This is a genomic window from Psychrobacillus sp. FSL W7-1457 (assembly GCF_038593405.1).
GTDB lineage: Bacteria > Bacillota > Bacilli > Bacillales_A > Planococcaceae > Psychrobacillus.
Genome location: NZ_CP151993.1, coordinates 3,663,185 through 3,685,238 on the forward strand (window position 1 = coordinate 3,663,185; position 22,054 = coordinate 3,685,238).

The window sequence follows — 22,054 nt, forward strand, 5'->3', positions numbered from 1 at the left end:
AACATTATACAGTAGTTCTACCAAAAAGAAAATTCTAGCTTTAAATCTTCATCCTAATATCTCTAAACTGAGCGATTCTTAGAGTATATTTGCATAATACATTCCAAATGAAATTGTATAACTTATGATAAATAATATTATACAAACATTTGACAAACGTCATACATCCTGTTAATAATAAGAGTATAAGAAAATCCATTTGCACCTATTCATCAAGTTTATTCAATAAGGAGAGATTAGATTGGTAATACCTTTTGCGAAAAAATGGTTTAAAGAAACGGAATTAAATACAACTGTAAAAGAACCAGTTATACAGTTGGAGCTTTATCCAGAATTAAAGAAGCAAATGAAGTTAATTGGTCTAGGCAAGGACGATATAAGAATGATACATACGTTTCAGCCCTATGTGGAAAAGGGTATAGACGATATTGTCTCTGTTTTTTATGAGCAAGTCCTTTCTGTTCCCTCCTTACGAGCAATTATTGAAGAAAGAACTCAAATCGAGCGTCTAAAGAAAACAGTCGGCAGTTATATTATTGAGATGTTCAGTGGTGAGTTCACGGAAACTACTATTGAGAGAAAACGAAGACTAGCCCAAATGCACTTTCGGATTGGATTAGAGCCCAAGTGGTATATGGGGACCTTCCATCAAATACAGTCAATTATCATTTCGTTAGTTAACAAGGAAATAAGGGATCACGCCCAAAAAGAAAAGATCTCTCTTACTATATCTAAGCTTATCAATTTAGAAATGCAGCTTGTGCTTGAAGAATACGAAAAAGAAAACGTGAAACTTCGCCAACAGCAATACGATACTGTTAAAACAGAGCTAAAAAGTAAAATTTCATCCATAAGTGAGGACTTGGCAGGCTTAACTGATGAGACGACGACCTCCATGGAACAGGTTGAATTGAATACTGCTAGGATACGCGAAAGTGTTCAGGCTAATATGGACAGCGTTAAACAAATACAAACAGAAGCTAACGACGGTAACAAATTAATAGAACTTCTGCAAAGACAAATGGAGCTTGTCACTGGTAATACAGGAGAAATGGCAAAAATTATTGTTGATTTAAAACATTCTTCCGAAGAAATTTTTCACATCGTTGGGCTAGTAAAGCAAATAGCGGAACAAACCAATTTACTGGCATTAAACGCATCTATAGAAGCAGCTCGAGCGGGTGAGCATGGAAAAGGCTTTGCAGTGGTGGCACAGGAAGTAAGAAAACTAGCGGAGCAGTCTAAACGCTCTGTAGAAGAAATTACATACTTGGTACAAACCTCTACCAAGCTTACAAACAAAGCCGTTAACACTATTGCAAATATGGAAAAGAGTGTTGAGCTAGGATTAGAAAGCTCCCAGGATACTAATCGGAAATTCAATAAAATCCTTTTTTCAATAGATGAAAACACCGACTATATAAACCAAGTAGAGTTTCAAGTGTCAAACCTTGTAGAGGTAATTAGAGATATTTCAAATGATACTAAAACAGTTGCTGTAACAGCCGATAGCCTTTATCAAACAGCAGTACAGCTTTAATAAAAGAGATAGGAAGTGAATGGAATGTTTTTAGCATGGAATGAAATCAAAAAAAATAAGTTACGCTTTTTTCTAATCATAGGAGTCTTAATGTTAGTGGCATACCTTGTATTTTTCCTTTCCGGGCTCGCTACCGGTTTAGCAAACCTAAATCGCGAAGCAGTAGATAAGTGGAATGCAACTGCTATTGTTCTTGCCGAGGAATCGGATAAAAGTCTACCGCAATCATTTATTAGCACCGAAGAATTAGATAACATCGATGCACAGGATAAGGCAATACTTGGACAAATAAGTGCCATTGCGACAAACGGGGATTCTAAGCAGAATGTGTCTATATTTGGCATAGACAAAGAAGAATTTTTGATGCCAAAAGTCAGTGAGGGTGAAGAATTCTCCGACGAAAATGAAGTAGTAGCAAGTGATAATTTAAAAGAAGAGGGTTTTAAAATCGGAGATGAACTAGAACTTTCATCTACTGATGAAACATTAACAATCGTCGGCTTTACAGAAAGCTCACGGTTTAACGGTGCACCCGTGCTCTATGGGGAACTAGCAACCTTCCATAAAATAAAGTTCGGTGAAGCAGCTGAAGCAAATGAGGATCAAATAAATGGTATTGTTGTTTCGGATGACAGTCTAGATGCTATAAACACTAGCAATGATGAGCTTCAAATTACAGAAATCGAAAACTTTATTGAGAGCCTTCCTGGATATACTGAGCAATCACTTACCTTAAACTTTATGATTTACTTTCTATTTGGAATCTCTTCTGTCATCGTTGCGATTTTCTTATATGTTCTAACCGTTCAAAAGATTAGTATGTTTGGTGTCATGAAGGCACAAGGAATTTCTAACGGTTATCTTTCTGTTTCAGTAATCGTCCAAACCTTCCTGCTTGCCTTCATAGGGGTTGTTGTCGGATTCGGATTAACCATTTTAACCGGAAAATTTTTACCAAGTGCAGTTCCTGTAGCCTTTGATTTAACGACTATGTTAATTTATGGGGCTGTATTAGTGGTTGTTGCTATTCTAGGAGCAGTTTTCTCTGTATTTACCATTGTGAAAATAGACCCGTTAAAGGCGATTGGAGGATAAGTAAATGGCGATTTTAAAATTAGATAAGGTAAAAAAAACATTTGGCTCTGGCCATAAACAGGTTGATGCTTTAGAGGAAACTGATTTTGTAGCCGATAAAGGGGAACTTATTGCAGTGATCGGCCCTTCAGGTTCAGGAAAGAGTACTTTTCTGACCATTGCCGGAGGGCTGCAATCCCCTTCTAGCGGAGAGATTATTGTAAACAATCAAAATCTCACCAATCTAAATGAAAAAAAACGGTCTAAAATTCGACTTAAGGAAATAGGCTTTATATTGCAGGCCTCCAACTTGGTACCTTTTCTAACAGTAGATAAACAGATGAAATTACTCGATAATGTAAAAAAAGACAATATGACAAAAGAAGAGCTCGAAACGTTGTACGAAAACCTAGGTATTACTGAGTTGCGTAAAAAGTATCCTTCTGATTTATCAGGTGGTGAAAGACAGCGTGTCGCAATTGCCAAGGCATTATATAGTAAGCCTTCTATCCTGTTAGCTGATGAACCAACCGCTTCTTTAGACTCTGATCGTGCATACGAAGTGATGAAGCTATTGAAGAAAGAAACAGAAAATAATGAAACTACTACGATTGTGGTAACTCATGATACTCGTTTAATTGAATACTGCGATAAAGTGTATGTCATGACGGATGGAATATTAGAAGAAAAAAGCAAAAAGGAAGTGGAGCAAACTGATCCACTATCTCACTAAATACTACTTTTAGGGGGGCTGGCAACAGCCTTCTTTTTTTATAAAAAGTTCTACGTAAAAACATTTGATGATTAAATAAAGCTCTATTTATGACTTTTACTCCCCACTACATAACAATATCTTATATTTTTCTCAATATTAATATAATTTGTGTTATGATGATACATAAAATTTATTAATTGTTTGCAAGGGAGTGCTTTCATTGATCATTCAACCTTCTACTAGAATGTCCTTATTTGAGCCAGCAATATTTGGTGACTTAAAAGCAGCAGCAGCCAGAAAAAAAGAATCCGGATTCGAGCTATATGACCTTAGCCTAGGAAGTCCCGACATCCCGCCAAGTGAGGCGGCTAGAAAAGTACTATCTGATTTGAGCTTTTCAGCAGACTCTTACGGATATACATTAAGTGGAACGAAACGTTTTTATGAGGCAGTGGCTAATTACTATAAACGATGTTATCATGTCCCATTAAATCCTGAGACTGAAATTGTCCAAACGATGGGCTCTCAAGAGGGACTAGTCCATTTACCTCTAGCCTTTTGTGATGAGGGGGATATTATTCTAACGACCAACCCTGGATATGTTGCGTATGATGCCGGTATAAAATTAGCAGGAGCAGAACCTTACTATATGGATCTTCTAGAAGAGAATGACTACTTACCTGATTTAGGTGCGATCCCAACAGAAATAGCTCAAAAAGCTAAGCTAATGATATTAAATTTACCTGGAAACCCGGTACCTGCCATGCCAAGCGAGGAGTTTTTCCAACAGGTAGTTGCTTTTGCTAATACATATAATGTCATTATTCTACACGATGCAGCATACTCTGAATTTTACTTTACTGGAGACTCTCCGTGTAGCTTTCTTTCCACGCCTGGTGCTCTTGAAGTAGGAATGGAGATTAACTCCTTATCTAAGAGCTTTAGTTTGGCGGGAACCCGGATAGCTTATATCGCTGGAAATTCAGAAATGATCGGTATTATGAAACAATTAAAATCTAATTTAGACTTTGGCATTTACGGTCCAATACAAGAGGCAGGTATTGTTGCTCTTAACTACGCTGAGGAAATTACGGAATCACTACGCAAAACCTTCTCTGAAAGACACCGAGTAGTCATGGATGGATTAAGAGACCTTGGATGGAATGTGGCACCCTCTAATGGCGGCATGTTTGTTTGGGCTAAGTATCCTTATGAAATTTCTGATAAGGAATTTGTCTTCGAGGCAATCGATCAAACTGGTGTAGTGATGGTCCCAGGTACTGTCTTTGGTTCAGCAGGAGCTGGCTATGTACGAATTGCATTGGTACAAAATGTAGAAATACTAAAAAAAGCGATTGAACAATTAAAGAAGCTAAAAATTAATTCGTTAGTTCTATAATTATCTTCTAAGTAACAGAAAAACCATCGACATTTAGCTGTCGATGGTTTTTGATCTGACAGCTAAACATTAGACTGTCTGACTGTCTAAATCAGAGTTCTCTTCTTTTTCATGAACAAGCGCATACTTTTCCCATTTCCTACTTTTCCATCTAAAGAACATGATAATACCACGTAGCCACTCATCTGCAGCTATAGCTAACCAAATTCCTGGTAGTCCCATATCAAGTACAAAAACAAATAAATATCCTAACGGCACACTCATCATCACCATAGACAAGGCACCCATTATTACTGGGAAGGTAGCATCCCCTGCTGCACGCAACGAATTGATAATTACTATATTCAACGTACGACCAGTCTCAAGTATGATACTTAAGACAAGTACAGAAGCTCCAATTTTAATAATTTCCTCGTTATCTGTGAATAAACTCATCAAAGGGTGGCGGAACGTGATTACAACAGCAACCATTGCTAATGTAAATACAAATGCTCTTTTTACACTATACCAAACAGATTTATAGGCCTCCTCTTTTTCATTGGCCCCTACAAACCTCCCGACAATTATTGCAGTTCCCATACCTATTGCGACTGCAAACAAATACGTAAACATCGATATATTGACAGCATACTGCCTAGCGGCCAATGCTTCTGCTCCTAAATAAGTCGCATAATATAAAAATACGATTTGACAGCCCTGATATAAAATTTGTTCAAAAGCTGAAGGCAAACCTATTTTAAGTATTTTTCCCACATACTCTTTAGAGATGGTGAAATAGTAACTTACTTGCACACGGTACTCCATTACTTGATATAGAAGCCAAAAGAACACAACAAGCGCTATAAATCGACTCACTACAGATGATATGGCAGCACCTTGTACGCCTAGCTCAGGAAAGCCAAATTTACCGAAAATTAGTGCGTAGTTACCCACGACATGAATTATATTCATCCCTAACGAAACAAACATTGTTTGCTTTGTATAACCATGTACACGAATAATGGCAGCCAAAGCATTAATCAATGCTTGAAGAAAAATACCACCGCCAACAATCATCAAATATTGATTGGCAAACTCAAGGACCTCTCCCTCTAAATTCATACCAGCCATAATACTTTTAGAAAATATGACAAACCCGATACTAAGAATAATTCCTACCCCAAGATTTAAAGTTACGGCAAGACCGGAAATTTTAGAGGCCTCTATATATCTTCTAGAACCTAAATATTGTGAAACTACGATAGCTGCACCGTTACCAACTACCTCTAAGATTAATATCGCAATATGGATATATTGGTTGGCTGCCCCAACTCCTGAAACAGCATTATCAGATACTGCACTTAACATAAAAGTATCTGCTATTCCCATTAACATAAACAAAAATACTTCTAAAAAGATTGGCCAAGTTAAATGAAATAAGCTTAGCTTTTCTCCTAAATCCTTCTTTTGTCTAATTGCCAAGTTTATTCCTTCTTTACTTTCATTTTTTCACAGGAAAAATCTTACCATAGAATCCTTCAATCTACTAATAATATTTTATACTTTTCATTTAATTTAAAATTAAGCTTCAAGTTAAAAGTGCCAGTTTACTATTACATTTTTATTATATTTTATTTAAATTATGCTAAAATTTATTAGATTTATAGAGGGAAAATAAGGGTAAAAATAGAATATATTAGTACGTATATTCTTTATAGGAGGTCTAACGCAGATGTCTCACTTTATCTCTCGTATCGCCACTGTAGAAATACCCGTCAGTAATTTAGAGAGCTCCATGGATTTTTATATGACTGTTCTCGGGGTTCATGTTGAATCTAAAGGAGACAAGACTGCCATGCTTTCCTTTCATACGAAAGGAGTTCCTACTATTTTTTTAGTAGAAACAAAAGAAGTTCGACCTTTATTTTTTACTAACACTCACTCTAGTGTGATCCATAGTATCATCGACTTTTATACGCCTTTGTTAAAAGATTTTTATCAATGGTTGAAGAAAAATAAAGTTGAGGTTGGGCCACTGAATGTAAATGAGGAGGGTCTAGGAGGTTTTGGTTTTAAAGATCCTGATGGGAATAATTTAAGTGCAAGTAATATTGAGCATTTTGGACAATAGTGGACATAAAATACGTCTGACTCTAAAGAGTCAGACGTATTTTATGGTTAATGAATAGATGGTTGTTCAATTCCAATATTTTGATGAATGTAATGCTTTAACGCGGGCTCCGAAAGCTCGATTTCATTTATTTGTAAGCTATCTTTGACGTATGCTAGTTTATTTCCTTCTGTTGCATATGATTGGATGTGTAAAGTGTTATCCATGTATAAAATTCCTTCATTTGTTATCATTTTATCCTCTTTATTCAACAGACCTTTTTTTGTAAGTTCCTCCTGAATGGTAGAGAGTCGGTCACCTAACCCTTCCTTCAAAGCTTTTGATAAGCTACCTTCTGATCCCTTTTCCAGAAAATTGCACACGTAATAGGCAAGTAGTGTTTGTTCTTTTACAGTTAGTCTCTCCATGCTATTTCCCCATTTCGTCTCTTTTTCTCTTTATTCCTTTTTTTCCTAAAACTTAAACATAAAGGACCTAGATCTTTGGCGATCCAGGTCCTTTACTTTATTCATTTATTATATTTTTTATGTCTTCTTCAAAATCATTAGGATTGTCAGTTGGTGCGTATCTTTTAACTATATTTCCCTCTTTGTCGATTAAAAATTTTGTGAAGTTCCATTTAATCTTACTTGAAAGCAATCCTTTGGTATGCGTCGTCAAGTATTTAAATAACGGATGTGCCTCACTGCCATTTAGTTTTACCATTTCATGCATGGGAAAGGTCACTCCGTAGCTCATACGACAAGCCTGTTCTGCTTCCGCTCCATTTCCAGGCTCTTGGAAAAACTGGTTGGAAGGGAAGCCTAGTACTACTAAACCTTCATCCTTGTATTTTTTATAAAGGATTTCTAGACTATCAAACTGATTACTTAGTCCACACTTAGTTGCCGTGTTAACGATAAGCATCGGCTTTCCTCTGTATTCACTTAAGTCATATTCTGTTCCGTCCGATTTTTGTACCTTAATGTCATAAATACTCATTTTCATCATTCCTCCATTTTCGATAAAAAAGCATTTAGTTCTTTTAATTGGGACATGAGTGTACTTGCATTCATGTCTAGGAAGTTACAGCTTGTAATTTTTTTTATAATGGATTGTTCAATTTCATCTTCTGCTTTTTTAGCCTTCTCAGTTAGAGATATAATATAGGCTCGTTTATCCTCGTTAGATTGTTTCTTTTCAAGCCAGCCCCGCTCAATCATTCGGTTAATAATAGGGTTTAACGTACCGATTCCTAGATCCAAACGCTTTCCAATATCCCTCGTCAGCAAATGATCCTCTTCCCATAATGCCAACAATACTAAATATTGAGGAAACGTTAATTGAAATGGCTCCAAGGTTTTAGCATATTGCTTAGCAAAGTTACTGGAAGCCTTATATACCTCGAAGCATAGCTGCTGCTCTAATTTAGAGGGTTTCTTGTTACTCATTTCTTACTCTCCTCACATAAATACATCGCACACGATGTATTTAAATCATATCGTACCTTTTCAAAAAAGTAAAAGAATCTGACTTCGAAGAAAAAAGGCTTCACAGCTGTCAAAAGCAACCGTGAGCCTTACCTTTATTAACTTCCTATATACAACGCGCATTGGCTTATAGCGATAAAGAAAGCAGGATTTTGTATTGGAGAGTCTTCATAAATTTCTAGCTCTATTACGAACTCATCTTCTACCTTAGCTTTCCACCTAGCAACTTCTTTTCCTTCACAAACATAGCTAGTCCATTCTTCTAGTTCCTTTTCAATTACTATATTGAAATCCTTACCAAGAATTAATAAATCAGCCACTAGTTCCTTCCATTTATCATAGGTTATTGTGTAATGTTCCTTTGTTTCATAATCAAAGGCTTGAAAATATACTCTACCCTTCTTTGAAACCTTTTTACATGTAAAAATAATTTGATCATTTAAGTCATATATATCGTAACGAAGGAAGTAACGGTATTCCATGGCTCTATCTAGGAATCGCTTCAAACGATTAGAGTAATACCTTTGAAATGTACAAATTCCCTTTCCCTCTTCGTTATATACAGTGGTTTTAGGGGTTATTTCTATCTCTAATGGTTGCGTATAGTGATATGTTGGCATTTTTATTTTCTCCTTTAAACAGTTGCTATAATAATAGCATTTTTGGACCTATATCTATATTATTTAGGCTATCCAAAAACAAAACGCTAATGTAAAATATTGTATAAACAAATTTAGACATCTTTTAGGAAGAGTGGGGGTCATGGTATGGCAGAAAAAAACACTTCTCAAACATGGGCAATAGTATTATTTTCTATTGGTGTTTTTATGGCTGCTCTTGATAACGGGATTATCAGTGCTGCTCTTACAACCATCAATAGTTCTTTTGAGGTTAATGCGAACTGGGGGGCGTGGGGAATAACACTCTACACTCTCGGTCTTGCAATCAGCGTACCAATAGTAGGAAAGCTCTCTGATCGTTATGGTCGCAAGCGTCTTTTCATTGTGGAGATTGCCATTTTTGGAATTGGTTCCTTGCTAGTTGCCTTAAGTCCTAACTTCACTTTTTATTTAATCGCCCGTTTCATCCAAGCTTTAGGTGGAGGTGGTATATTCATCATCGGAAGCTCTCATATTTTAAGCACTCTGCCGGTAGAAAAACAAGGTAAGGCTTTAGGTATGCTGGGGGGGATGAATGGTATTGCAGCAGTATTAGGACCCAACCTTGGTAGTGTGTTGTTAGACCTTACAGGAAGTTGGCATTTCTTATTTCTCATTAATATACCTATTGCAATCGCTCTTGTTATACTTGGTTTTTTAAAGTTAGAAGAAACAAAGGATGCAGCAGTTGGAAAACTGGATTTACTAGGAATTGTTTTACTTTCCTTGTCTATTCTAGGAATTATGTATGGGTTGACTAATATTGAAGGAGTTAACTTCTTTACGAGCCTGCTGGAGTTTGAGGTATATGGATATATTTTAGCAGGGATTGTTCTTTTACTCCTATTATTATTCCATGAAAGTCGTTTAGAAAAACGTGGTGGTGATCCCATCCTTCCATTTCGTTTGCTATCCAAATCGTCATACTTATTAACCTTGTTAATCGGTATGTTTTCAGGAGCTCTATTAGCAGGTATGATTTTTATCCCTGCCTTTTCTGAGCAAGTGCTTGGGATAGCCCAAGAAAACGCTGGGTATTGGATGACACCTCTTGCATTAGCAGCTGGGTTAGGAGCTGCGATGGGTGGTGTGTTAGTTGATAAAAAAGGACCAATTTTAGCCGTACTTCTATCTGGTATTGTGTCTGCCATTGGTTTTCTATTGTTTCCTACTTGGATTGAAGCTAAATGGCATTTCATTCTCGCTTCTTCAGTAGCTGGATTCGGAATGGGTATAATTCTTGGGGCGCCTTTAAATATATTAGCAACCGAAAAACTAAACGCCGACAAGGGCACTGCATTAGCAACTCTCTCTTTAAGTAGACAAATCGGTATGACCATTGCTCCAACTATTTATGCCGGATTTATTACTAGAGGATTTAACGAAATGCCAACCATTTTCCAAAATGATTTCCCAAAAATATTACAGCAAAACATCGAGGAAGCAAACATCAGTGAGGCAGGCCTCCAGGAGTTTCAAAACCTTTCCCAACAGGTGTCCTCCTCTGGGGAAATTATTTCCCAGGAAACTATGTCACGATTATTAGACCAAATACAAGATCCAACATTACTTCAGACTGTATTAAAAAGTATCGACCAAGTAACTACAATAGCTGCACAAAATGGCTACGGAGGGCTCTTCTATTCTGCTGTTGTAATAGCAACTCTAATTATCCTTACAACCCTCGTTCTGTCGCCCATTCGTAAGCGAAGTCTAGAAAGGTAAATCATAAAGGTATTACTGACTAAGCATATCAGTAATACCTTTTACCTTTTTTGGTCTAACAATATTCATCTACAGCGATTCAACTGGCTCTCTCTTATTAGATTTAATAAGTGTATAAATAATTCCTCCAAAAACCATTAAAATCCCTAAAACTTGCATAGGTGTTGGACGGAAATCTAATATCAATGTATCTAGTAATATAGCGACGACTGGGTCAACAAATACTAATGCGGAAATCACCACAGCAGTTAACTTTCTAAGACTATCAAAAAATAAATAATAGACAAATCCTGTATGTATTAAGCCCGTACCAATTATGTATAGCCAGTTTTCTATAGTTAATCCTTGAAATACATTAAGTTGAAGAAACGGAAGTAGTATTACAATTCCAATTGTGGTTTGGACAAAGGTCATTGCATAGGCACTTAACTGGTTAACACCTTTTCCAAGAAGCATAGTCATCGCATAGCAAAATGCAGCTAAAAGTGCCCATAAAAAGCCAGAGCCCAGAAACGCTGATAGGGATTGAGTGGTATTAATACCTACAATCAGAACACTTCCAAGAAAGCATACAAGTATCGCAACAAGTGATGTCCATGTCATCCTCTCCTTCAAAAATAAGGTTCCAAGTAACAATACAATGATCGGCGCCAAATTATATATAGTAATCGCAATCGTAATCGATGTGACTTCAAAAGCCTTGAAAAGGAATACCCAATTTAGAACTAAGAATACACCGCATAGAAGAGTTTGAAGCAGTTCTCTTTTTTTCCACGTTTCTGTCTTATGTTGACCAGTAATCAACCATAATGCACCAAGGAAAAGGGTGGCAAAAATACAGCGAACAAACACTAACTCTATAGCAGGAATACCAGTTTTTCCTGTAAAAAAACCAATTGATCCAAAAATGGCCATGGACAATGTCATTTTTAGCATTGCCGCTCTATTCATCTAAACTCACCCTACCTTTGTTTTGCTTATTTTCTTATATCCACTGATTTGTTGCATAAGGAAAAAGAAAACGCCGATTAAAACTATAAGACCACCAATAATTTGCCAAGCAACTATACGTTCACCTAGAATAATAACAGCTAAAATGGTTGCTCCAACAGGCTCTCCAAGAATACTCATAGAAATGGTCGTAGCATTTACGTAATTAAGAAGCCAGTTATTTATGAGATGTGAAATGGTAGGAACGACAGCCAATAAAACAAAAATCCCCCATTCCTTGGCATCATAGCCTGTCAACTGAACCGAAGTGACAACATTATAAAGAATTAAAGCGACTGCAGCAAAACCAAATACACAGAAACTATAAATCCAATGAGATACTTTCTTTACAGCACTTTGACCAATTAGTAAATAACCCACCACTGCAATAACACTTAAAAATGAAAGAATATCTCCTAATATGGCACTTTTACTAAGCCCAAAATCTCCCCATCCCACCATAACAGCACCTACAACTGCAATACCCATAGTAAGCAAAGCACTGGCAGTAGTTCTTTCTTTAAATAAAATCATTCCGCCGATTAAAGCAATGATCGGCTGGAGCGCTAGTATTATGGTTGAGCTTGCTACAGTAGTTAGCTTCAAAGAGCCAAACCAGAGAGCAAAATGCAAAGCTAAGAACATTCCCGAGAAGAACAAAAGGTACCATTCTCTTTTTGAAATCCTTTTAAATTCGTTTCTTTTTATCCAGACAACCGGCAAAAGCAATAAGCTAGCTAGGATCATTCGATACATACTTAAGATAGTTGCTGGTGCACTGGACCATTTCACAAAAATTGCTGCAAATGAAATCGCTACAATAGAAACTATTAACGGTAATACAATTGATTTAGAAGTTTTTTCAGAATTCACAACGTTACCCCATTTTTTCTTTTTCTTTTTCTTGTAACTATTATTATCCTATAATCTAGCACTTTATCAACATAAAGTAGACAATATAAAATATCTTCTTATACAAAAAAATCCCCTACTAGGGGATTAATCTGTACGCTCTCTTTTCCATTTTCTATATCTGTTTGCTAATCCCTTACCTCCTGTACTAATCAGTAGTGCTAAAGACAAGCCAATACCACTTAGCGCAGTAATTAGGGAAATCCATTCAAAGAATGAGTATCCAGGGACTTTCGACCAGTCAGCAAAGCCCTTCCAATCCTCTATGACTAAGTTCATGCCATAAATACCGGAAATAGTCGTATATACTGTCAGCATGAACAATAGCATATTATGACGGTTACTCGTTTGGTTATCTTGTGCACGATACAAATCATCTAATGTCTTTTTAACTTCAATAAAGAGGTGGTTTAGATTAAATGCTTCTCGAAGTAAATGGGTAAGCTCCTTCCCCTCTTGCCTAGGAGAAACCTGACCAAAGTAGTATCTTGAATAAAATTTAGAAATAAGCTCCATAAGCTCTCTCACATACTCCTTATCCTTGGACCAGCTTACCTCACTATGCTCAAAGGATAGTTTTAATAGCATTATCTTATAGTAGTAATGTAACAATAAATTATAATACATCGTTCCCATAAAGTCAGAGATGCTATTTGGGGAAGCTTGCTCATCTATTTTAGTAACAGTTGCCTGAACGTTCTCAGAGATAATAGTATATGTAAATGGAGCCCATCGATTATGTACCCGTTTTTCAACAAACTGCTCAATGTAGTTCGGGTTTGTACTAGATATATATGGATATCCATCGATTTTACCATCAACCTGTGCAACCCGATACAAGTGCTCCTCTAAGATTTCTTGATCATCCTTTACTACGAGAAAAATGGAAGAAAGCATTCTGGCATCCTCAAAAAAAGGAAGACTACCATAGTACCCCTCTAAATGTTCATTTCTTATAATAAACGGCTTAACTGAAGGACATAAATGATCCAATACTAATTGGTTGGTTGTTTCAAAGGTGTAGGAATCATTATATATAATGACTCCTTGCTCTTCCTCCAGTTTAGGTTCTAATACTCTAAAGTGAGAAACAAATTGCAAGAACTCTGATAAATTTTCATGCCCTTCCTTTAACGTTCGGATTGTTATTAATCCGATACCAAAAGGACATAGCGTAATGTCTACACTATTAATAACAAAGGTACTTTTTTGTTCTTTAAATTCCCATGTGAATTCTTCATTTATTTCTTTTGAGTATCTTAAAAACCCCCTATTTTTTGTAGTTTGGGGGAATAGTTTATCTTCTATATATGGTAAAAAAAATTGACTTAGTTGTTCATGTCTAACCCTTACTCCTTTTCCATAATAACCAGCTTGAAGTGTATTGTTCTTTAGTTTAAAAAATTTAAAATGATGCCTTTCTAGTGTTTCCATCATTTTATGTCTCTGTTTCTCATAAAAGGCGAATGGGAACATAAAAGTTACGTATGCTTTTTCTACATCTAACTCTTCTAACTTGCTTGTCACAGTCCATTCCCCCATTTCTTAACCTTTAGATACCACCTTTTCGTTTTTTCAAACAAAAAGCAACTTTACCTAAAAAGGTAAAGTTGCTTTTTAACCTATAAATTACAGGTTATTGTTATTATCGTTGTTGTTATTGTTGTTATTGTTGTTACGGTTGATATTCCGGTTGTTTCTGTCATTGTTATTGTTGTTATTATTGTTGTTTATGTTTTCAAAGTTGAATTCCTCACCGAATTCGTTGTTGTTATTGTTGTTGTTATTGTTATTGTTATTGCGGTTGATGTTATTACGGTTGTTGTTATTGTTGTTTGACATTATATTTTACCTCCCTTCTTCCGTATTAGAATGAGTTATAAACGATAAAATATACATTTTTTTATTTTTTCTTAAAGTCCTCTTTACTAAAAGCTTTTGCGAATTCCAATTGTGTATGAGTTCTTTGATAATAACCTGCTTTATCGCTTGGATTTGTTACTCTTGGTTCGAAAATATACAATTTTATATATTGATGCAAGTACATTTCCCCGATTATCAATATAAGAGAAATAATAAATGCAGCTCTTCCTACAGGGACGGAAGGGTCGAATAAGTAAGTACCTATTAGCCAAACTACTGCAAGTGCTAGTATGAAATCACCAAAGGTTGCAAGAACATTACCGATCTTTGGCATTAAAAAGATATCACCTATAAAGCCTAAAACAGTTAAAGCAATACTTGTAATAAAAATATTTAATAATTCTACCCCATAATAACCTAGTACAATCCAAATGACGGCTGTTGTCATAATAAACTTAATGAGACATGCTTTGAAATACATTCAAAACCACAGTCCTTTCTTTTAAGTTGATTTTTGACTATTTATTTCTTTATCCTTTAACTGTTTAGCTATTAATTCGTTTAACTCATTATAAGTTAATCCAGAATTAGCATTTTGCCTTTTGACTTCATCAATATTAGTTCCTGCAATCGTATACTTTGCGTTATCCTTCATATTAGCTCCTCTTTTCCATTTATGGGTTTAGGGTTAACTACCTCAGCCTTAGGACGAGTTTGTTTAAACCAATGATAATAAAGGATGACTATTAACCCTATCTCAATAGCGTCCCCACCATAATACATAATCATGCCTCCCATTTCTGCTTCTTCTCTGGATATACCAAGTGGTGGATTTGCATAAATATACTTGGATAGAATTGCATGACCAGCTAAAGCAAAGATAAAGACAACAGACCTGTAAACATAACTTTTTCTATATGGTGTTGGGTCAATATAAATGATGGAAATAGTAAAAAGATAACCTGCTAAGAAAATGTGTATATGAATGATAATATAAACCAAAGTACCTTCATGCATCATTGCGAATAGTGGAGTCGTGTATAATAACCAAAGCCCTCCCACATTTAGCACGGAAGCGACAATAGGATTTTGAAAAAAGTGAACGAATCTAGTTCGTAATATCCCTGTTATTTTTCTTGAGATTTTGACTGGCAGAGTTCTTAAAAATAGTGTCATAGGTGCTGCTAAAGCCAACAATAACGGTGCAAGCATTCCTAAAAACAAATGCCCAACCATGTGAGCAACAAAGTCTGTATGTGCCTGCTGTGCGAGATTCCCCGTTACAGATATCATTGCTAAAGCTATTCCTAATATCCATAAAACAGTTCGGTAAATAGGCCACTTTTTTTTGCTTTTATTTGATGATAAGACAGCATATAAATATAAGAACAGCAAGAGAACAAATGGTGCACCTAGTATAATCTGTACAAAATCAGTGTTTAAGCTGCTTTCATGAGAATGACTATGCAATTTATACACCTCTACTCTTTACACTAGTTTGCTTTAACAAAATAATTCCTACTACTATCATTAAAGCTGCAGTAATATTCCAAACTAGGTCATACGGCAATATATCCACATTGTAGCGAATTTGATGTAAACCTAATAGCTTGTGCTGAATGATTCCATCATATAGCTGGAAAATGCCAGCTCCCAAAAATATTCCTCCTAGCCACCTTTTTGGCCAAAATGCTTGGCGTCTGTGAAGATCTGCCATTAAAAAAGCTGAACCTACAGTAGCAAAGAAGCTAAAAGCATGGAAAATGCCGTCTGAAACAAGCCCGATGTCCGTGGTAGACTTGTCATAAAAATGATGCCAATGTAAAAGCTGGTGAAAAACTACTTCATCTATAAAGGCTACTACCCCTAATCCAAATAATATGCCCGTCCACATATTCTTAGTGGAATAAAGCCTCTGATTTTCTTTAGTAGGTGCATTACTTTTTATCGATGCCATGATATCCTCCTTTCTGTTTGCATTACCTCAAATTTTATTTTAGTTTTTCCCTGATTAACTGTTCTTAAACCATTAGTCTTATGAATCGTTACCTTCTCTATATTGCCAAAAACCAACTAGAGACTTTTAAAAGTATTAGCCTCGTGAAAATCGAGTAGGAGGGAGTGATTAACTCCCGACCTCTCACACCACCGTACGTACGGTTCCGTATACGGCGGTTCAATTAAGATGAATGACGCAAAGTTTCGTAACGAACGTGCAGACTTTTCAGCCCTTGGCTTTCCCAAAAGGAATTGCCAAGGGTTCTGTGTAATATGGGGCTTTTAGAAATGCGCCAGTACCCTTTACGGGTATTTCCCCACTCGTATGCTTTTCCATAAGGAACTTTTAATCGAGTAAGATTTCTGACTCTTGTTCGAGGTTTCTTCCAATCCTTCCAAAGGCACATACGTAATCTTCGTTTAATCCAGCTATCCAATATTTTAAATATGGTAGGTGTATCTGCTAAAGCGAAGTATCCACACCAACCCACTAGATATTGGTTTAACTTTTCAATTCTATATTCCATGGAATATGGCATCTTTCTAGAGGTAATTTCTCGTATTTTCTTCTTCATTCGTTGTAGACTTGTTTTTGCAATACGAACCTTCGGTTCTTTATGAGCAGTAAAGCTAAACGCCAAGAATTTTCGATTCCAAGGGCGGTCCACTGCCGATTTCTTTTCGTTCACTTTCAGTCGAAGTTTTCCTTCAATAAATCGTTGTATACTCGCCATTGTTCGTATCCCTGCCCGTTCACTCTTCACATAGATATTGCAGTCGTCTGCGTACCGAACGAATTTATGTCCACGTTTCTCTAACTCTTTATCAAGTTCGTCTAATACGATGTTTGATAAGAGTGGACTTAGAGGTCCACCTTGCGGGGTTCCTTCTTCTGTACTGGAAACTACTCCATTTATCATGACACCGGATTGGAGATATTTACGGATGAGTTTTAGTAAAGGTTTATCTGAAATTCGTTTCGCTAACGTTGCTATTAGTCGGTCATGATTGACCTTATCAAAGAATTTCTCTAAATCCATATCCACGACCCATCGATAACCCTCTTTTATATAACCCTTTGCTTCTCGAATGGCATCATGGGCACTCCGATTTGGTCGGAATCCATAGCTGTATTCTGAAAATGTTTTATCATATTCCTCAGATAATATCTGCGATATAGCTTGTTGAATCAAACGATCTATCACGGTTGGAATACCTAATAGACGCACACCACCGTCTGGTTTCGGGATTTCGACTCGACGTACTGGCTGCGGTTCATAGGTTCCATTCAAAATCTGCGATTTAATGGTTTCCCAATTTTCGAGGATGTGCTGTCGTAAGGTTTGTACGGGCATCATGTCTACTCCATGGCTTCCTTTATTCGCTTCTACCCGCTTTAACGCTTGTATCATGTTTTTCCGTTCCAGTATCTGATTCAACATCGCCATTTCGTTCCTTTCCGTGAATAACTTATCTTCTTTTGCCCAACTGGACTACACCCTCCGCAAATACCCTCGTGGGATTCACCACTACTTTCTAAGCGTGAGGTTTCTTTGTTTTCTGTGTTCATTCATCCAAGTTGGAAAGCCAAGGGTTATTCTCTCCTAATTGTTCAGTCCTTCCGAATGGTTCTAGACCCATTCGTACTATGACCTCTGCTGACTTCTGATGGTTCAGCCACTCCTCATGGAGTGGGTTATGAAGGGTACTTCACGTTTCCATCAGACCTCCCCGGGTAAGCGCATGCACTTTCACACCATCTATCCGCCTCATTTACTTGGTATGACCTTCGACAGAAAGAGCTTTGTTTTGTTATGCAAACTCACTCAATCATACCTAGCCTTCTATGAGATTCGTGTTCCTCGGACCGGTGATTTGCCTCCAGCTTCCTTCAGATTCCGCGTCACCACGGACACCCTTGCTCTCGGCTAACCTCTACTTCTGTCTTCGGGGTTCGGGACTTGCACCCTATAGTTCATGCGCATGCCGGGCGCACATAAAAAAAGATGCGAAGGACTATGTCTTTCGCATCTTTTTCTACCTATTATTTAACTGAGACTCCCAACAAATTTTAACTCTTCTACCTTAGTATGATCTTGCTTTCCTTCTAAAATAGCCTCAACATCATTTAGAGTTCGGTCTATTGAAACAGCTACTCCTGGACCCGTAAATTGTTCCGCTACATAAAATGATTGGGTAAAATATGCCTCTAGTCTTTCTCCTCGCTCGTAGGTTGTCAGTTCACTCTCTGGAAGCTTTTGAATTCCATGCACCCCTACAATGGAACGTAATTCTCTATAGCGTCTTAATAGCTTTTGTGCACGCTGTCTTAAACTAAAATGACGCTGGTCAACATCTATTCCCTCCATGACAGATGAGGTCGAATAGATAGGGTGAATCGCAGGATACATATGACGAGTTGCAAGGTCTGCATCTAGCTGCCATATAGTTTCTAAAGGACCAAACGGCATGTCTTCATCTACTACCTCTCCAGATAAATCTACTAAGATAGTTGTAATCCCATCTAGATTCTCTGCAATCATTTTTTCCTGTAAATCCAATAGTTCTCCTGAAATAATATAGCTTCTATCTGTGATAAATACTGTATCTCCTTGAATCTCTAAGAGCTTTTTATGTGTTTCATCAATAGTATTGGTAACAAAATCGGCTAGTTCTATAGTTCCTTCAAGCTCACCATGCTCTTTTTTGGGTAATAAAAACAGTGTTGTGTAATTACTATCCTTAAAACGATGCAGAAGCTCAGCAAGTATAACCAACTGACCCATTCCTGGTCTCGCCACCAAACCAATCGTCCCATCCTTTACTAGTGGTGCAAAAAAGTCTAATGCCTTGATTTGTGTTTCAATCATATCCTTCTTCTCCCCCCGTATGATCAATTCATCTACCGTGCAGTTCGCTAATGATGCTAAACCTACAAGTGTTTTAACCTCTGCCTTCCCCAAAGCAATCTTCCCTGTGCATAAATTGGAGACAGTAGCGGGTCGAATCCCAATGGATTTAGCAGCTGTCGTCAAGTTGGGTACCTTTCTTCTAAGCAAAGCGACATTTAATCTTATTTCTTCCACATTAACCCTCTCCCTTACTTTAAATAGTAATATAAATTACTTTAAAAAGCAATTAATTTATTTTTGAAAGTAATTTAAATTACCCTGAAATAAAAAAAGTACCAGGTTGCTTAACCTAGTACTCAATAACACTATGTCTTTATTTGACTTAATGAACTGTTCAATAGATATAAAATAGTTTCGTTGAACATGGATGGTGAAATACGTGACATTTCATCTATTGTCTTGTATTGTATCTCAGTAAATTGTGGATGTTTTTCAATTCCCCGAAGTATACTACGCATTGCATCTGCAGCTTGTTGATTCATTAAAATATCGGAAAATGTACTATTAATAGAAAATACACCCTCTGGAATTTCAATTTCTTTTACTATAACATTTTGTGTATTAGGGGCAGTAAACCAATCTGTAACTGCATATATATCAACCTCTTTTACTTCACTCTCAATTATTGGTTGTCCAATTAAAGTTTGGTCTGCTTCTGGATTTTTTTCTTTTTCTTCTTCAGAAATAGGCTTAACAGGCTTCTTCTCATTCTCCTCCTTATTTTCTTCCGTCTCATCATCAGGGCTTATAGGAGCTTCTTTTTCTTTTTCACTATCGTTAGAAGGAATAGTTATTAATTTGAATTCAGCAGCTTGTCCATCCATTTGTGCAATTGCCTGTGCGATAATGGCATCCAGGTTAGCTTGGATTATTTTCTCCTGTTCTGTATTATCTATCTTCATTTGAGATTTTAAAGACTTCGCATACTCATTTAAGGTATTGATTCTAGTTTGCTTTTCAAGTGCAGTAAATGAAACCAACTCGTCAGAAGCTTTTTGCATTTCCTTCGATAAAGAAGTTTCCAAGTCCTTTAACAGAATATCTTTTTCCTCTGAAATAGCCTTTTCTAGGTCTACTATGGACTTTTCTTTTTTCTTGTTAAACCAATTGCTCATCATGAGTGTTATATCCTGATCGGCTAGTACCGATTTTAGTCCCCCACCTAGTGTCATGCTGCATAGAATGACAAAAATAAAGAGGATAACCTTATAGTTTTTTATATTTTTTCCCATTTCCCTACCTCCATTTTGAGGTATAAGAGCTTCTAAAGAGGAACTCTTACAGAGAGTTTTTTTTACTCTTATTCATTTATCCCATTTACTAAATCCTGCATAGAAGTTAACGCAGCAGTCTCTAAATCTTTGGCAGCTGCTTCTATTGCATCTGTTTGGGTCTGAATCATGAAGTTAGTCATCATTTGTGTCCAAAGCGTAAAGTCTGCTAATTCCTTATCTATTTTTCCTTTCAAATCATCCGTTTTAGTGTCCACATGATTGTCAATGGTAGCCTGAAGACCTGACTTGGAAGCTTCTATTGCTGCTTCTAGCTCAGAAAGTGCTGCTGTTGTTGCAGCTTCTAATTCAGCATTTAATGTATCTAAAGCAGCAGATCCTTCGGCTATCGTATGTGCCTCCATATCTCTTTCTGCTTTTCGATTTGCCTCTAACCAGAGAAGACGTATATTCTCTTTTTCTGTCTCATAAATTTTAGTGAACTCAGCATTAGTGTAATTAGTAAGCTCTACTTTTTTCGCCTCTAACGCTGCCTTATGCTCTTGCAAGTCTTTATCAATCTTAGAAGCAGCACCTGCAGTAGAGTCTTCTTGAGATTCACCAATCTTATTGGTAGCTTTCGCCTCTAAAGCCCCGTACTGAGTTGATGCTACTAATGTTTTATCGTCTTGATATCCACCAACGGTTTCATCAAACTCCTCGGTAGCTGCACCAAACTGCGTATTAAACCAATTTTGTAGCATTTCACCAGCATTAGACGCCCCAAACGCAGATCCCGCTCCAACAAGTAATGTAACAGCCACTGTTCCTGTAATTATTTTCCCTTTAACTGTTTTCATCATCCTAAATATCCCCTTTTAGTTAGTAGTAGTTAATAGTTTATTTAAATTCCTTCTAGTACTTTTATAAATGTATTTTCGATATCTAGTTCCAGTTGTTCTTCCAGTTCCTTCTCAATAGCTGGTTCATCCAAATTCATGTTTTCAAGATCGCTTACAACTTCACTTAACTCACTCTTAAATTCTCCTTGTGTTTTTGTAATCTCTTTTTTAGAACGATCGATTTGTTTTTCTAAAATATTTTCTTGAATAGAGTTAGTTAGGTACTGTAAAGAGTCTTTAAGAATAACTTCATATCCTACTAACGAATTACTAATAGACTCGTCAACTTCTTTTTGTTCCTTTATTTCCTGAACTTTGATAAACCAATTTCCCAGAGCAAAATAGTTAATACTACTTGCCGAGATGTAGCTAGAACCAACAAAAACCAGTAGTATAAATGTAATAACCACTACTATTTTCCGAATTTCACTTCCCCCCAGTCACTTTCTTCTTTTAAGACAAAAGTACCTCAGACAATGAACCTAATTACTTAATTACCCTCCTTTTCTATAGGTATATAGACTATTTCACCTCTACTTCTGTTAAATTTCTTTGCTTTTTAACAGAAGATTAAG

At 36.6% G+C, this 22,054-nt stretch carries 23 protein-coding genes; 6 read left to right on the forward strand and 17 right to left on the reverse strand.

Annotated elements, in window-relative coordinates:
* Positions 1 to 241 precede the first annotated feature (241 nt).
* The 4 genes from NSQ95_RS17955 to NSQ95_RS17970 all read left to right on the forward strand — a co-directional run bounded on the left by NSQ95_RS17955 (position 242) and on the right by NSQ95_RS17970 (position 4,728).
* Positions 242 to 1,540, forward strand: coding sequence for a globin-coupled sensor protein (locus tag NSQ95_RS17955; RefSeq protein WP_340881556.1), 1,299 nt, complete (start codon positions 242 to 244; stop codon positions 1,538 to 1,540).
* A 24-nt stretch (positions 1,541 to 1,564) separates the two neighbouring features.
* Positions 1,565 to 2,635, forward strand: coding sequence for an ABC transporter permease (locus NSQ95_RS17960; protein ID WP_340881555.1), 1,071 nt, complete (start codon positions 1,565 to 1,567; stop codon positions 2,633 to 2,635).
* Between the two features lie 4 nt (positions 2,636 to 2,639).
* Positions 2,640 to 3,347, forward strand: coding sequence for an ABC transporter ATP-binding protein (locus tag NSQ95_RS17965; protein ID WP_340881553.1), 708 nt, complete (start codon positions 2,640 to 2,642; stop codon positions 3,345 to 3,347).
* Positions 3,348 to 3,549: 202 nt separating this feature from the next.
* Entirely contained in the window at positions 3,550 to 4,728 is a 1,179-nt protein-coding gene (locus tag NSQ95_RS17970) for an aminotransferase class I/II-fold pyridoxal phosphate-dependent enzyme (protein WP_340881552.1), read from the forward strand.
* A 69-nt stretch (positions 4,729 to 4,797) separates the two neighbouring features.
* Here NSQ95_RS17970 and NSQ95_RS17975 read toward each other — a convergent pair whose 3' ends face one another.
* Positions 4,798 to 6,195: an MATE family efflux transporter gene (locus NSQ95_RS17975; protein ID WP_340885828.1), complete on the reverse strand. Its 1,398-nt coding sequence runs from the start codon at positions 6,193 to 6,195 to the stop codon at positions 4,798 to 4,800.
* A 244-nt stretch (positions 6,196 to 6,439) separates the two neighbouring features.
* Between NSQ95_RS17975 and NSQ95_RS17980 the strand changes: the two genes are divergently transcribed.
* Positions 6,440 to 6,838, forward strand: coding sequence for a VOC family protein (locus tag NSQ95_RS17980; protein ID WP_298474101.1), 399 nt, complete (start codon positions 6,440 to 6,442; stop codon positions 6,836 to 6,838).
* A 47-nt stretch (positions 6,839 to 6,885) separates the two neighbouring features.
* Here the strand turns inward: NSQ95_RS17980 and NSQ95_RS17985 are convergent, their stop codons facing one another.
* From NSQ95_RS17985 to NSQ95_RS18000, 4 genes are all read right to left on the reverse strand, one after another.
* A complete protein-coding gene (locus NSQ95_RS17985; protein ID WP_340881549.1) occupies positions 6,886 to 7,245 on the reverse strand; it encodes a hypothetical protein in 360 nt (119 codons plus the stop codon).
* A gap of 97 nt (positions 7,246 to 7,342) precedes the next feature.
* Positions 7,343 to 7,819 carry a glutathione peroxidase gene (locus tag NSQ95_RS17990; RefSeq protein ID WP_340881547.1) on the reverse strand — a complete coding sequence of 159 codons (477 nt, stop codon included), beginning with the start codon at positions 7,817 to 7,819 and terminating at the stop codon, positions 7,343 to 7,345.
* Positions 7,820 to 7,824: 5 nt separating this feature from the next.
* Complete coding sequence (locus NSQ95_RS17995; protein ID WP_340881545.1) at positions 7,825 to 8,268, reverse strand: MarR family transcriptional regulator; 444 nt, start codon at positions 8,266 to 8,268, stop codon at positions 7,825 to 7,827.
* Between the two features lie 137 nt (positions 8,269 to 8,405).
* The gene (locus NSQ95_RS18000; protein WP_340881543.1) at positions 8,406 to 8,927 is read right to left on the reverse strand and encodes a hypothetical protein; all 522 of its coding nucleotides are present in this window, start codon (positions 8,925 to 8,927) and stop codon (positions 8,406 to 8,408) included.
* Positions 8,928 to 9,074: 147 nt separating this feature from the next.
* On the opposite strand from NSQ95_RS18000, the gene NSQ95_RS18005 reads away from it, so the two are divergent.
* Entirely contained in the window at positions 9,075 to 10,691 is a 1,617-nt protein-coding gene (locus NSQ95_RS18005) for an MFS transporter (protein WP_340881541.1), read from the forward strand.
* Between the two features lie 69 nt (positions 10,692 to 10,760).
* On the opposite strand, the gene NSQ95_RS18010 is transcribed toward NSQ95_RS18005, so the two are convergent.
* The 12 genes from NSQ95_RS18010 to NSQ95_RS18065 form a co-directional block, all read right to left on the reverse strand.
* Entirely contained in the window at positions 10,761 to 11,642 is an 882-nt protein-coding gene (locus tag NSQ95_RS18010) for a DMT family transporter (RefSeq protein WP_340881537.1), read from the reverse strand.
* Between the two features lie 6 nt (positions 11,643 to 11,648).
* On the reverse strand, positions 11,649 to 12,554 hold the full coding sequence (locus NSQ95_RS18015) for a DMT family transporter (protein ID WP_340881535.1): 906 nt from the start codon (positions 12,552 to 12,554) through the stop codon (positions 11,649 to 11,651).
* A 126-nt stretch (positions 12,555 to 12,680) separates the two neighbouring features.
* Positions 12,681 to 14,120, reverse strand: a complete 1,440-nt coding sequence (locus NSQ95_RS18020) for a hypothetical protein (protein WP_340881533.1) — start codon at positions 14,118 to 14,120, stop codon at positions 12,681 to 12,683.
* 376 nt (positions 14,121 to 14,496) lie between these two features.
* A complete protein-coding gene (locus tag NSQ95_RS18025) occupies positions 14,497 to 14,937 on the reverse strand; it encodes a DUF2512 family protein (RefSeq protein ID WP_340881531.1) in 441 nt (146 codons plus the stop codon).
* Between the two features lie 21 nt (positions 14,938 to 14,958).
* Positions 14,959 to 15,111, reverse strand: a complete 153-nt coding sequence (locus NSQ95_RS18030) for a hypothetical protein (RefSeq protein WP_340881529.1) — start codon at positions 15,109 to 15,111, stop codon at positions 14,959 to 14,961.
* Positions 15,108 to 15,935, reverse strand: coding sequence for a cytochrome c oxidase assembly protein (locus NSQ95_RS18035; protein ID WP_340881527.1), 828 nt, complete (start codon positions 15,933 to 15,935; stop codon positions 15,108 to 15,110). Before NSQ95_RS18035 ends, NSQ95_RS18030 begins: the two co-directional genes overlap by 4 nt.
* Positions 15,928 to 16,413: a DUF2243 domain-containing protein gene (locus NSQ95_RS18040; RefSeq protein WP_340881525.1), complete on the reverse strand. Its 486-nt coding sequence runs from the start codon at positions 16,411 to 16,413 to the stop codon at positions 15,928 to 15,930. Before NSQ95_RS18040 ends, NSQ95_RS18035 begins: the two co-directional genes overlap by 8 nt.
* A 223-nt stretch (positions 16,414 to 16,636) precedes the next feature.
* Positions 16,637 to 17,896 (reverse strand): group II intron reverse transcriptase/maturase, encoded by a 1,260-nt coding sequence (gene ltrA, locus NSQ95_RS18045; protein ID WP_340885825.1) that lies wholly within the window; start codon positions 17,894 to 17,896, stop codon positions 16,637 to 16,639.
* Between the two features lie 606 nt (positions 17,897 to 18,502).
* A complete protein-coding gene (locus NSQ95_RS18050) occupies positions 18,503 to 19,540 on the reverse strand; it encodes a hypothetical protein (protein ID WP_340881523.1) in 1,038 nt (345 codons plus the stop codon).
* 131 nt (positions 19,541 to 19,671) lie between these two features.
* Positions 19,672 to 20,598, reverse strand: a complete 927-nt coding sequence (locus NSQ95_RS18055) for a hypothetical protein (protein WP_340881521.1) — start codon at positions 20,596 to 20,598, stop codon at positions 19,672 to 19,674.
* Between the two features lie 68 nt (positions 20,599 to 20,666).
* A complete protein-coding gene (locus NSQ95_RS18060; RefSeq protein ID WP_340881519.1) occupies positions 20,667 to 21,440 on the reverse strand; it encodes a hypothetical protein in 774 nt (257 codons plus the stop codon).
* A 41-nt stretch (positions 21,441 to 21,481) separates the two neighbouring features.
* Entirely contained in the window at positions 21,482 to 21,889 is a 408-nt protein-coding gene (locus NSQ95_RS18065) for a hypothetical protein (RefSeq protein ID WP_340881517.1), read from the reverse strand.
* Positions 21,890 to 22,054 lie beyond the last annotated feature (165 nt).